This window comes from Streptosporangium sp. NPDC004631 (assembly GCF_053601935.1).
In genome coordinates, this window is the sequence record NZ_JBSGCR010000004.1 from 311,924 (window position 1) to 324,475 (window position 12,552).

Below are 12,552 nucleotides of genomic sequence, written 5' to 3' on the forward strand. Positions count from 1 at the left end.
CCCGCGTCCTCCGAACAGAGAGTCGGGGGACGCGGGCCGCGAGCGGTCGTCAGTTTCCGCCGGGGTGCTCCGGCATGTCGCCCACCTGGTCGGCGGGCGGGGCCGCGATCTCCACGGGCTCGTTGAAGCCCTTGAAGGAGGCGGCCATGTTGAACGTGACACCCTGCTCCGAGCCGCTGAGCGTGACCTTGCGGGGCAGGCTCTGGGCGTCGGACCACAGGTCGAACTTCACGTTCTTGACCCGCGAGAGCTGCTCCTGGAGCCGCTCACGCCTGGCCGGGTCGATCACCTGGGCGGCCTCGGCCACCGGGAAGGTACCGCTGTAGTGGGTCGTCTCGACTCCGCCGACCGTCTCGGTGCCGACCGCCTTGACGTCCTTCGAGGCGGTCAGCAGCTTGACCGTGCCGGCCAGGTCGAACTGCTGGGCCTGGGCCGTGAACGCCTTGACACCGGCCTGGCCCTTGGCGTCGAGATCCGTGAGGGAAACCTTGATCCACGGCTTGTTCGCGCCCGCGAACTTGTTGAGCAGTTCCGACTTCACATAGACCGTGTCGCCGGTCAGGATCGCCCGCGCTCCACCGGGGACGTTCTGCCCGTCGTGGACGATCGTGTCCAGCCTGACGTCGGTCGCCAGCTGCGGCTCGCTCTGGTAGAGCATGCTGCCCTGGATCTTGCTGGCGCCCTTCTGGTCGCCGGTGACGTCGACCACGAGGTCCGCGGAGTAGGAGGTGACCTCCCCGGCCCGCTGTGCGCTCTGCTGCACCGCCTCGGCGGCGGCCAGTTTGACGTTTCCGAGGGACGTGGTGCCCTGGGCACCGCATCCCGAGACCGCGACCAGCGCGGCCGCTCCCAATGTCAGTACGGGAGCCAATCGGCGCATCCGTCTTCACCCCTTCGTGTCCCCCGATGGAATTGCTTACGACACTACGCCGTGACAAAACGGAATGCGTCCTCCCAGAGAACGAAAAAGGGCCTCAACCGAATGGCCATTCGGTTGAGGCCCTCCAAAAGGAGACCTGTTATCGGGCTTGACAGGTGTCCAGCGGCCCTGTCAGGCGTCGAGCTCGGCGGTCAGCCCCCGCGTCGCGTTCGGGTCGACCGGGATGCCCGGGCCCATGGACGTGGAGAAGACGACCTTCTTCACGTAGCGACCCTTGGCCGCGGACGGCTTGAGACGGAGCACCTCGTCGAGGGCCGCGGCGTAGTTCTCGACGAGCTGACGCTCACCGAACGACACCTTGCCGATGATGAAGTGCAGGTTCGCGTGCCGGTCGACACGGAACTCGATCTTGCCGCCCTTGATGTCGGTGACGGCCTTGCCGACGGCGGGGGTCACGGTGCCGGTCTTGGGGTTGGGCATCAGACCACGCGGACCGAGCACGCGGCCCAGGCGGCCGACCTTGCCCATGAGGTCCGGGGTGGCGACGACGGCGTCGAAGTCCAGACGGCCCTTGGCGACCTCGTCGATCAGCTCGTCGGCGCCGACGATGTCGGCGCCCGCGGCGCGGGCCTCCTCGGCACGGTCACCGGTCGCGAAGACCAGGACCCGGGCGGTCTTACCGGTGCCGTGCGGGAGGTTGACGGTGCCGCGCACCATCTGGTCCGCCTTGCGGGGGTCGACGCCCAGCCGCAGGGCCACCTCGACGGTGGCGTCGAACTTGGTGACGCTGGTCCCCTTGGCCAGTTTGGCCGCCTCGACCGGGGTGTAGAGGTTCTCGTTGTCGATCTGGGCTGCCGCGTTGCGGAATGCCTTGCTGCGCTTCACTTGCTCACTCCTGTGGATCCGAGTGTCCGTGGTACGGGCCGGCGCGCGGCCCCTCCACTTTCGAGGTGCTTGGAGATTGTCCGGCGAGCGCGCTCATGGTCGCGCCCGCTGCCGGGCTCCGGCCGGTCCCGCGTGGGCCACGGTGGGCGTCCACGTCCTCACGGCATCGGGCCCGGTGCCGTGCCGGTCAGTCGGCGATCGTGATGCCCATCGATCGGGCGGTGCCGGCGATGATCTTCTCGGCGGCCTCGATGTCGTTGGCGTTGAGGTCCTGCATCTTGGTCTCGGCGATCTGGCGCAGCTGGTCCTTGGTGAGCTTGCCCACCTTGTCCTTCTGCGGGACGGCCGAGCCCTTCGCCACACCGGCGGCCTTCTTGATCAGCTCAGGCGCCGGGGGCGTCTTCGTGACGAAGGTGAAGCTGCGGTCCTCGAAGATGGTGATCTCAACGGGGATGATGTTGCCGCGCTGGGCCTCGGTGGCAGCGTTGTACTGCTTGACGAAGTCCATGATGTTGACGCCGTGCGGACCGAGGGCGGTACCGACCGGCGGAGCGGGCGTGGCCTGGCCAGCGGGAAGCTGGACCTTGACCAGTGCCGCGATCTTCTTCTTAGGAGGCATGGTTCTCTCCGGGTCCTAATCGGGGTGATGCGGCTCCCACGCAGACACGGGGAGCATGTCGGCGGGCCGTGCTTCGCGAAGCACGGCCCATCGAACGTCTTAGTTTACGCGACCGCGGTCTGTGCGGCCGCGGTCGCGTGACCGGTCAGATCTTCGAGACCTGGTTGAACGAGAGCTCGACCGGTGTCTCACGGCCGAAGATCGACACCAGCACCTTGAGCTTCTGCGACTCGGCGCTGATCTCGCTGACCGTGGCGGGCAGCGTGGCGAAGGGGCCGTCCATGACCGTGACGGACTCGCCGACCTCGAAGTCGACGGTCGCCGCCGAGGCCTTGGCCGTCGACTTCTTGACCTCCTCGGACGGCTCCGGGGCGAGCAGCTTGGCCACCTCGTCGATGCTCAGCGGGCTGGGCTTGTTCGACAGGCCGACGAAGCCGGTCACACCGGGCGTGTTGCGGACCGCGGACCAGGACTCGTCGGTGAGCTCCATCCGGACCAGCACGTAGCCGGGAAGCACCCGCTCCTTGACGAGCTGGCGCTTGCCGCTCTTGATCTCGGTCACGTGGTGGGTGGGCACCTCGACCTGGAAGATGTAGTCCTCCATGTTGAGGGACTGGGTGCGGGTCTCGATGTTCGACTTCACGCGGTTCTCGTAACCCGCGTAGGAGTGGATGACGTACCACTCGCCGAACTGACCCCGCAGCAGGCGCTTGAACTCCTCGATCGGGTCGATGTCGGGCAGGACGTCGCCGTCCTCGTCGACCTCTCCGACGGAGACCTTTTCGGCCTCTTCGACACCCTCGGCCTCGTCGACGCCGCCGGCCGGGACCTCCTCGGCCCCGGTTTCGGCGTCGACGTCAGACTTGCCGGACTCGGCGAGCGAGCCCTGCGTGGCGTCGACGGCCTCTTCCGGGTCGGCCGTCCGCTCTTCGCGGGACTCGCCGGCCGACTGTGAAGACTCGGACACGGTGGATCATTCTCTTTCCGTCGATGGGCTGTTGAAATTACCGGGGGACGATCCGCCGGAAATCGGCTCAGGCTCCGCCGAAGATCCGCAGCACACCTTCGGTGAGCAACGCGTCGAGTGCCGACACGATCCCGACCATGATCAGCACGAAAACCAGGACGATCGTGGTGTAAGAAAGAAGATCTTTGCGCGTGGGCCAGATCACCTTGCGCAGTTCGGCAATGACCTGCCGGTAGAAGAGTGCGGGAGAAGTGCGCTTGGCCTTCTTCTCACCGCTCGGCTTGTCTGCGGTTTCGCCGCGCGTGTCGATCGCCACAGTCCTCACCTGATCCATCGAGTCCAACGCATGTCTGCGGCGCGCTAGACGCCCTGATGCGCGGACCGCTCCTCGCAGGGCACGAGGGACTCGAACCCCCAACCGCCGGTTTTGGAGACCGGTGCGCTACCAATTGCGCTAGTGCCCTAAGACATGAACCACCATACATCGGTTGGACCGAAGTTTGTCCGTGGCTCACGGTCTTGACCGCCGGTTCACGCATACGGCGGGAAGACCACGCCGGAGTCTACGGGGGAATGCCCATCACGTCGAACCGGGAGCGGCCGCCCAGGTCACCGGCCTCCCCGCCCGTCGCACGGGCCGCCGGCCCACGGGGTGGACCGGGGTGTCCGCATCATGGATACGGAGCGGAAACAATGCCACAGGTCTGTAACCATGGAGGCATGACCCGTCCTCGCATCTCAGCACGTATCTCCGCGATCTCCGAGTCCGCCACGCTCGCCGTGGACGCCAAGGCCAAGGCGATGAAGGCGGCAGGCCGCCCGGTCATCGGCTTCGGCGCGGGTGAGCCGGACTTCCCGACCCCCGAATACATCGTCGAGGCCGCCGTGGAGGCGTGCCGCAACCCCAGGTTCCACAAGTACACGCCGGCCGGGGGCCTGCCGGAGCTGAAGCAGGCCGTCGCCGACAAGACGCTCCGCGACTCCGGCTACCGGGTCGACGCGGCCCAGGTCCTGGTCACCAACGGTGGCAAGCAGGCCGTCTACGAGGCGTTCGCCACGCTCCTCGACCCGGGTGACGAGGTCGTGGTCATCGCCCCCTACTGGACGACCTACCCGGAGGCCATCAAGCTGGCCGGCGGCGTCCAGGTCGAGGTCGTGACCGACGAGACCACCGGCTACCTCGCGAGCGTCGAGCAGCTTGAGGCGGCCCGCACCGAGCGCACCAAGGTCCTGCTGTTCGTCTCGCCGTCCAACCCGACCGGCGCGGTCTACTCCCCCGAGCAGGTCGAGGCGATCGGCCGCTGGGCCGCCGAGCACGACCTGTGGGTCGTCACCGACGAGATCTACGAGCACCTCACCTACGGCGGCGCGACCTTCGCGAGCATCGCCACCGTCGTCCCCGAACTCGGCGACAAGGTCGTCGTCCTGAACGGCGTCGCCAAGACCTACGCGATGACCGGCTGGCGCGTCGGCTGGCTGATCGGCCCGAAGGACGTCGTCAAGGCCGCGACCAACCTGCACTCGCACGCCACGTCCAACGTCTCCAACGTGGCCCAGATCGCCGCCCTGGCCGCCGTCTCCGGCGACCTGTCGGCCGTGACGACGATGCGGGAGGCCTTCGACCGCCGCCGTCAGACCATGGTCCGCATGCTGAACGACATCCCGGGTGTGCTCTGCCCGGAGCCGAAGGGCGCGTTCTACGCCTACCCCTCGGTCAAGGAGCTGCTGGGCAAGGAGTTCGCGGGCCGGCGCCCGCGGACCTCCGCCGAGCTCGCCGAGCTCATCCTGGAGGAGGCCGAGGTCGCCCTCGTCCCCGGCGAGGCCTTCGGCACCCCCGGCTACTTCCGTCTGTCCTACGCGCTCGGCGACGACGACCTCGTCGAGGGCGTCAGCCGGGTGGCCAAGTTCCTGGGCCAGACCCAATAGTGCTCGGGGACACAGCGGGGCCCGGATCGGGAACGGTCCGAGGCCCCTTTTGTGTGGTCTCCGGCTCCGGTCCGCCCGGTCAAGGGGGAAAGTCCGGTGGACAGGACACCGGCGGGCTACCCGGGTGAGGCAAGAACGGCCCCGGGACGCCGGACATACGGCACCATGTGGAAATGCCCCGTCCGCTCAGCGACCTGCCCAAGGCCCACCTGCATCTGCACTTCACCGGCTCGATGCGGCACTCCACCCTGATCGAGCTCGCCCGCGAGCAGAACCTGCACCTGCCGGACGCGCTGGTGCAGGACTGGCCACCCCGGCTGCGGGCGACCGACGAGCGGGGCTGGTTCCGCTTCCAGCGGCTGTACGACATCGCGCGCACGGTCCTGCAGCGGGAGGACGACGTCTACCGGCTGCTGCGGGAGGCCGCCGAGGACGAGGCCGCCGAGGGGTCGCGCTGGCTGGAGATCCAGGTGGACCCGTCCGGCTACGCCCAGCGGTTCGGCGGCCTCACCCCGGCCATGGAGCTGATGCTGGAGGCCGCGCGCCGGGCCGCCGACCACGCGGGGATCGGGATCGCCGTGGTGGTGGCCGCCAACCGGACCCGGCATCCGCTGGACGCCAAGACGCTCGCCCGTCTCGCCTCCCGCTACATGGACCAGGGCGTCGTCGGGTTCGGGCTCTCCAACGACGAGCGCCGAGGCCGGGCCCGCGACTTCGACGGGGCCTTCCGGCTCGCCAAACGGGCCGGGCTGCTGGCCGTACCGCACGGCGGGGAGCTGCTGGGCGCCGACAGCGTGGCGGAGTGCGTGGACGTGCTGGGCGCCGACCGGCTGGGGCACGGTGTGCGGGCGGCCGAGTCGCCCCGGCTGATGGAGCGCCTGGCCGCCCGGCAGATCGCCTGCGAGATCTGCCCGACCTCCAACGTCGGGCTCGGGGTGGCCGAGCGGCCCGAGGACGTGCCGCTGCGACGGCTCTTCGAGGCGGGGGTACCGGTCGCGCTGGGCGCGGACGACCCGCTGCTGTTCGGCGCCCGGTTGCTGCCGCAGTACGAGCTGGCCAGGCAGGTGTACGGCTTCCGCGACGCCGAGCTGGCCGAGCTGGCCAGGCAGTCGATCCGGGCGTCGACGGCCCCCGAGACGGTGCGCAAGGACCTGCTCAGGGAGATCGACGACTGGCTGGCCTCCCCGGAGCCGGAAGGTACGGCGGACCGAGGGGCTGCGGACTGAGGGACTGCGGGCCGGGGGAGGCTGCGGGCCGAGGGGCGGGCTCAGGGCCGGTCGGGAGGGCCCTGGTCGCGGGGGGCGAGGCGGAGATCGTGCCGGCGGAGCCGTACCGCGTGCTCCTGGCCGAGCAGGGCGAGCCAGCTCGCGCCGAACTCGCGCAGTCCGTCGAGCATCCGGAACCGGACCCCGCCCGGGACCCGACGGCAGAGCAGCACGGACTTGTCGACCAGGCCGGTGATCACGTCGATCATGTCCTCGGCGCGGAGCGTGTCGTCCTGGCAGACGTAGGTCGCCGAGTCGAGGTCGAACTCTCCGGTGAACACCGAGGCGCGGGCCCAGAACAGCCGTTCCTGAGCCGTGCAGAGCTGGTGGCTCCACCCGATGCAGGTGGCCAGCGCCCGATGCCGGGACGGACCGTCCCTGCCCTCGTCCACCAGGAGGTCGAACCGGCCCTCCAGCCCGGCCAGGATGTCGGCGGCGGACATCGTGCGCAGCCGCGCGGCCGCCAGCTCGATCGCCAGCGGGAGGCCGTCCAGCCTGACGCACACCTCGGGGAGCCACACACCGCTCAGGTCGGCGAGCAGGGCGCACGCGTCCTTGGGCGGCAGGCCGGTCAGCACCCGCAGATGCTCGCCGGGGACCGCGAGCGACTGGCGGCCGATCGCCAGGACGCGGAGCCCGGGATCGGTGGTGAGCAGCTCACCGACCAGCGTCGCGACCCGCCCGATCAGCACCTCGCAGGTGTCCAGCACGAGCAGCGGAGCGGCGGAGGCGCCGACGGCGTCCAGGACCGCCGAGACCAGCGCGTCGGGGCCGTCCGTCTCGGCGACGTCCACCACCGCCGCCCCGGGGGCGATCATCCGGACGAGTTCGAGGCCGAGCCGGGTCTTGCCCACACCGCCGGCGCCGGACAGGGTGACCAGCCGGACCCGCTCGAACAGGGCCGCGATCTCCGCGATCTCGTCCCGTCTGCCGACGAACGCGCTCATCGAATTCCTCCAGCGTGGAGACTCCGGGCTTCGGCCAGGGAGAGGAGGTCAACGGGCGCTCTCTCCTGGCGGCGTGCGCATTCACCCTAAAATTCACACTAAAACTGATCGAATCCCTCAATGTCCAGGATTCGGGTCATGGTCACGTCCAGATCCGTGTCCATTCCCCTGGTGAAGGCGCGCTCGTACACCTCGTCACCCACCAGCGCCCTGGCCCGGCTCTCCGCCTGACGGCCGGAGATCGCGAAAGGGCACGAACCACGCTCGGACAGGCCGGAGGTCGTCCACATCCGCCGGGCGGCGCCGAGCAGGAAGGCGGCCAGGCCACCGTCTCCCCGGGCCACGGCGGTGGCGGCGAGCTGATCCAGTGTCAGGGCACCGCCCAGGGTGTCGCCCAGCCTCCACCTGACCTCAAGCGCCGTCCGCGCGTACGCCTCCGCGGCGTCGAGATCCCCCCTGCCGAGCTCGACGAGCGAACGCACCTGATCGCCGTAGGAGCGGGCCCAGAGCTCACCCCGCTCCGCGCACCTGGCCCACTGCCGCATGAGCACCCCCACGGCCAGGCCGGACTCGCCCCGCAGGCCCCAGGCCATCGCCATCGTCACCTCGGCGAGGGGCAGCCCGATGTGGAGGTGGACCGCCCGTTCGAACAGTTCGGCAGCCTCCGCCGCGAGACGCGCGGCCTCGTCGGGATCGCCGAGGACGAGGGCGGTCGCCGCGGCGTTCTGCCGGGCGCACCCGGCCGCGGCGAAGTCGCCCTCGGCCATCGCCGCCTCGTACGCCTCGTCCGCCCGCCCGCTCGCCGCGGCCGTGTCACCCGCGGCGAGCGCGACCCAGGCACACACCCACAGGGCCTTGGTCCTGACCGGGCTCGGGTCCGCGTGACCGTCCAGCGCCCGGTCCAGGTGAAGGCGCCCCCGCCGCACCTGGCCGAGGCAGCACCAGACGAACCAGAGCGCGGTCACCAGGTCGAACCCGTCGTCGCAGGCGAGGGCCGCCTCCAGATCCGGCAGCGCCCGGTGCGCCCAGTCGGCCCACTGCGGCTGCCTCGGGCCGTACCACTCGGCCTCCGCCCTGCGGGCCCGCGCCAGATAGTGCTCACGGTGGCGGGCGACGAGAGTCGCCTCCTCGCCCAGGCGGCGCAGCCACTCCCTGCCGTAGTCGCGGACCGTGTCGAGCATCCGGTAGCGCGACCCCCTGGCGAGCAGAATCGACTTGTCCACCAGCCGCCCCAGCGGGAACACGGTGAGCCGCCCGTCGGCGCACACCGCCCGCACGTCGTCGACGTCGAACCAACCGGCGAAGACCGAGAGCCTGGCCCAGAGCAGGCGTTCCTCCGCGGTGCACAGCTCGTGACTCCAGCCCACCGCGGTGCGCAGGGTCTGGTGGCGTCCAAGCGGAGTACGGCTCCCGCCGACGAGCAGCGCGAACCGGTCGTCCAGCCGTTCGGTGAGCTGCCGCACCGACAGCGTCCGCAGCCGCCGCGCGGCCAGCTCGATGGCGAGGGGGATGCCGTCCAGAAGGCGGCAGACCTGGGCCACCTCGTGTGGATCGAGGGCGACGTCGGGCACCAGGGCCTGAGCCCGCTCGGTGAAGAGCCGCACCGCCTCCGAGGCGGCGCCTCCGGAGGCGGGCACCGCCAGCGGCTCGATCGGCATGAGCCGCTCCCCCGGCAGCCCGAGCGGCTGGCGGCTGGTGGCGAGCACCCGGGCGTGCGGGGCGTCGGACAGGATCCGGCGCAGCAGCGCCGCGCAGGAGTCGATCAGATGGTCGCAGGTGTCCAGGACCAGCAGCAGCCGCTTGTCGGCGAGGAAGTCCGCGAGCACCTCGGCCTGCGGCCGGGCCGCCTGCTCCCGCATACCGAGCACCGCGGCGATGGTGTGGCCGACCAGGTCGCCGTTCTGCTCCGCCGAGAGCTCGACGACCCACACCCCGTCGCTGAAGGAGTCACGGAGCCGGTCGGCCGTCCTGACGGCCAGCCTCGTCTTGCCCACACCGGCGACCCCGGTGAGGGTCACCAGGGGGGAATGGCCGATCAGTACGGCGAGCTCGTCGAGCTCCGCTGCGCGCCCGACGAGGCTGCTCGTCTCCGCCGGAACGTTGTCCCGACGTATCCGCGTATCCGCCACCGAATTCCTCGCCCCTCCGCATGAGGTGGCAAGCCAACCACGGAACCGGCGGCAGACCCGGTCAGATCTGACATCACCGGTTATGAGTTTTTCTCCTCCAGTGCATATTTCACAGCAAGCCGCAGGTCAAGCGCCCTCCCCTGTGCGAAACGGGTATCGAATTCTCCACCGCCCAGGACTTTGACGGCCTGGGTGACGGCCCTCTGACGGACCGTGATGAAGATCGGCGAGAGGAACTGCGGCAGCCCCGAGGAGTCCCAGACGACCTGGGCCGCCCCCAGCAGCCGGGCCGCCCTGCACGCCGCCCCCGCGCCTCCCCTCCCTCCGCCCGTCTTCGCCCTGACCGCCTCCGCCGCCGCCGTCCAGGCGATCAGCTCGACACAGGCGACGGTCAGGAGCAGGTCCTCAAAGAGCCTCGCCCCCGCGAGCGCGGCCCTGGCGTGACGGAGTGCCCCCGAGGGGCGGCCCTTGAGGTGCTCCGCCCAGGCGGAGACGTACTCCATCTGGGTGCGGCTCCACTCCTCCCCGTACGCCTCGCAGAGCCCCCGCCCCTTGACCAGCATCCTGTCCGCCGCCTCCGGCCGCCCTGCGGCCAGCAGGCTCAGCGCCGCCAGCATGTGACAGGGCAGCAACCCCGCCGACATGTCACCCCCGGCCGTGTGCCAGACGACGGCCCGCTCCAGCAGTTCGACCGCACGCGAGGAGTCCCTGCGCGTCAGAGCGAGCAAACCCTCTATCTGGAGGACGTACCCGGCGGCGCTCCCCCCGGCGTCCTCGGCACGGCAGCGGGCGAGCAGTTCCCGAGCGGCCTCCAGGTCCCCCTGGAGCACGGCGACCCAGGCGCAGACCCAGAGCGCCCTGGTCCGCTCGGGGCCGGGCTCGGCGTCGGACCGCAACGCGGCCTCCAGATAGTGGCGGCCCTGACGCACCAGACCGCAGCAGATCCAGAGGAACCACAGAGACCCGGCCAGATCCAGAGCCGCCCGTGTCCACCCGGGGTCGGCCAGGCACACCTCGAACGCCTTGCGCAGGTTGCACTGCTCGGCGCGCATCCTCGCGTACCACTCCACCTGGCGGCCCGGCCACTCGGCGGCACATCTTTCGGCCAGCCGGAGATAGTGGTCACGGTGACGGCCCCTGACCGTCTCGTGCTCACCCAGCCGGTGCAGCCACTCGGCGCCGAACTCCCTGACGGTGTCCAGCATGCGCAGCCGTACACCGGTGGGGTGGTCCTCCCGCTGCACCAGGGACTTCTCCGCCAGCCCGGTCAGCGCCTCCAGCACCAGCGCGGCCGGGAGCGGACCGCCCGCGCAGACCCGCTCGGCGGCCTCCAGGTCGAAATCCGAGGCGAACACCGACAGCCGGGCCCACAGCAGCCGCTCGGCCGGGGTGCACAGTTCGTGGCTCCAGCCCATCGCCGCGCGCAGCGACTCGTGCCGCACCAGCCCGCCGCCACCGGTCACGCCACCGCCGATCGGGCCGTCGCCGGCCGGGGCACCGCGGGCCGGGACACCACTCATCGGGCCGCCGCCGGCCGGGTCGTCGCCGATCGAGCCACCGCCGGTCAGCAGGCGGTAGCGGTCGCCCAGCTCGCGGATGAGCCGCGCAGGCGACGTGGTGCGCAGCCGTACGGCCGCCAGCTCGATCGCCAGCGGGACACAGTCGAGCCCCTCGCAGAGCTCGGCCAGACCGGCTTCACCGTCCGCGCCGCCCACGCCACCCGCGCCGCCGTCCGCCCCCTCCGCGCTCCGGCCGTCACTCCCCGGCCCGCCCCCGCCGGTACCGGGCGCCTCTCCCGAGGCTCCCGCGCCCCCTGTGCCGCTCGCGCCCCCCGCGCCCTCCGTCAGGCCGGCGCGGTCGCGGAGCAGCGTCACCGCGTCCTCGACCGGGAGCGGCGGGACGGGATAGACGTGTTCGCCGGACACGCCGAGCGGCTGGCGTCCGGTGGCCAGCACCCGGAGACCGGGCGCGCGGCGCAGCAGGGTGTCGACCAGTGAGGCCACCGCGTCGACCAGGTGTTCGCAGGTGTCGAGCATGAGCAGCGACCGGCGCGAGCTCAGCCAGTCGGCGAGTACCTCCTGCTGCGGCCGGGCGGACCGGTCGGCCAGGCCCATGCCGTCGGCCACGGTCGCCGGCAGCAGGTGCGGATCGGTGAGGGAGGCCAGCTCGACCTGCCGGCAGCCGCCGGGGAACTCCGCCGAGATCTCCTCGGCGACCCGGCGTGCCAGGCGCGTCTTACCGACACCGCCCAGTCCGGTGAGCGTGACCAGGCGGGACTCGCGCAGCAGACGGACCACCTGTGCGATCTCCGCACTCCGGCCGACAAAAGTAGTTTCCGTGACTCCTCCGCTCCCTGAAGGGAGCGGCTTCTCGCTAAGCTGCTCGCGCAGCCCGGCGAAGGACAAGCCCCGCCCTGAGAATGTTGATCGCCGCGTTCACATCGGCGTGTGCGGTGTGCCCGCACACCGTACAGGCGAACGCGGCCTGGGCGACGCGGTTCTCCTTCGCCACGTGCCCGCATCGGGCGCAGGTGCGGGAGGTGTGGGCGGGGTTCACCGCGATCAGCTCTCGACCGGCACTCTCAGCCTTGTGCGCAAGGATCGTCAGGAACACCCCCCAACCCGCGTCCAGGACGCTCTTGTTCAGGCCGGATTTGGCCGAGCCGCCGTTGGGCAGGTGTCCGCCTTCGCCGTCCGGTCTCGGCGCGGCACGCCTGGTCATGTTCGTGATCTTCAACGCCTCGTGGACGATCACGTCGTAGTTACGAACCAGTGCGAGGGCGGCCTTGTGCGCGCCATCGAGGCGCCGGCGCCGCACCTTGGCGTGCAGCGCGGCGACACGGGCAACCGCTTTGCGTCGGCGCGCGGAACCGCGCTTCTTGCGGGCCAGGTCCCGCTGGGCGGCGGCGAGCCGGTCGGCGGACGCGGCCAGGTG

Annotated in this window: 11 protein-coding genes and 1 tRNA gene; 2 read left to right on the forward strand and 10 right to left on the reverse strand. The window is 70.8% G+C overall.

What is annotated here, in order from left to right; all coding sequences use genetic code 11:
• Positions 1–49: 49 nt before the first annotated feature.
• The 6 genes from ACWEF2_RS06270 to ACWEF2_RS06295 all read right to left on the reverse strand — a co-directional run bounded on the left by ACWEF2_RS06270 (position 50) and on the right by ACWEF2_RS06295 (position 3,815).
• The gene (locus ACWEF2_RS06270) at positions 50–880 is read right to left on the reverse strand and encodes an LppX_LprAFG lipoprotein (RefSeq protein ID WP_453812407.1); all 831 of its coding nucleotides are present in this window, start codon (positions 878–880) and stop codon (positions 50–52) included.
• Positions 881–1,051: 171 nt separating this feature from the next.
• The gene (gene rplA / locus ACWEF2_RS06275) at positions 1,052–1,765 is read right to left on the reverse strand and encodes a 50S ribosomal protein L1 (RefSeq protein ID WP_453812409.1); all 714 of its coding nucleotides are present in this window, start codon (positions 1,763–1,765) and stop codon (positions 1,052–1,054) included.
• A gap of 187 nt (positions 1,766–1,952) precedes the next feature.
• On the reverse strand, positions 1,953–2,384 hold the full coding sequence (rplK, locus tag ACWEF2_RS06280; RefSeq protein ID WP_352031399.1) for a 50S ribosomal protein L11: 432 nt from the start codon (positions 2,382–2,384) through the stop codon (positions 1,953–1,955).
• 145 nt (positions 2,385–2,529) lie between these two features.
• Complete coding sequence (gene nusG / locus ACWEF2_RS06285; RefSeq protein ID WP_453812411.1) at positions 2,530–3,351, reverse strand: transcription termination/antitermination protein NusG; 822 nt, start codon at positions 3,349–3,351, stop codon at positions 2,530–2,532.
• Positions 3,352–3,418: 67 nt separating this feature from the next.
• The gene (gene secE, locus ACWEF2_RS06290) at positions 3,419–3,667 is read right to left on the reverse strand and encodes a preprotein translocase subunit SecE (protein ID WP_355594231.1); all 249 of its coding nucleotides are present in this window, start codon (positions 3,665–3,667) and stop codon (positions 3,419–3,421) included.
• A 75-nt stretch (positions 3,668–3,742) separates the two neighbouring features.
• A tRNA-Trp gene (locus ACWEF2_RS06295) sits at positions 3,743–3,815 on the reverse strand.
• Between the two features lie 256 nt (positions 3,816–4,071).
• Between ACWEF2_RS06295 and ACWEF2_RS06300 the strand changes: the two genes are divergently transcribed.
• A complete protein-coding gene (locus ACWEF2_RS06300; protein WP_453812414.1) occupies positions 4,072–5,277 on the forward strand; it encodes a pyridoxal phosphate-dependent aminotransferase in 1,206 nt (401 codons plus the stop codon).
• 173 nt (positions 5,278–5,450) lie between these two features.
• Complete coding sequence (locus ACWEF2_RS06305) at positions 5,451–6,503, forward strand: adenosine deaminase (protein WP_453812416.1); 1,053 nt, start codon at positions 5,451–5,453, stop codon at positions 6,501–6,503.
• A 41-nt stretch (positions 6,504–6,544) separates the two neighbouring features.
• On the opposite strand, the gene ACWEF2_RS06310 is transcribed toward ACWEF2_RS06305, so the two are convergent.
• The 4 genes from ACWEF2_RS06310 to ACWEF2_RS06325 all read right to left on the reverse strand — a co-directional run.
• Positions 6,545–7,489 carry an ATP-binding protein gene (locus ACWEF2_RS06310; protein WP_453812418.1) on the reverse strand — a complete coding sequence of 315 codons (945 nt, stop codon included), beginning with the start codon at positions 7,487–7,489 and terminating at the stop codon, positions 6,545–6,547.
• A gap of 98 nt (positions 7,490–7,587) precedes the next feature.
• A complete protein-coding gene (locus ACWEF2_RS06315; RefSeq protein ID WP_453812419.1) occupies positions 7,588–9,618 on the reverse strand; it encodes an ATP-binding protein in 2,031 nt (676 codons plus the stop codon).
• A gap of 80 nt (positions 9,619–9,698) precedes the next feature.
• The gene (locus tag ACWEF2_RS06320) at positions 9,699–12,023 is read right to left on the reverse strand and encodes an ATP-binding protein (RefSeq protein WP_453812421.1); all 2,325 of its coding nucleotides are present in this window, start codon (positions 12,021–12,023) and stop codon (positions 9,699–9,701) included.
• A partial coding sequence (locus ACWEF2_RS06325; protein WP_453812423.1) for an RNA-guided endonuclease InsQ/TnpB family protein occupies positions 11,992–12,552 on the reverse strand: 561 nt, incomplete at its 5' end. The genes ACWEF2_RS06320 and ACWEF2_RS06325, both read right to left, overlap by 32 nt.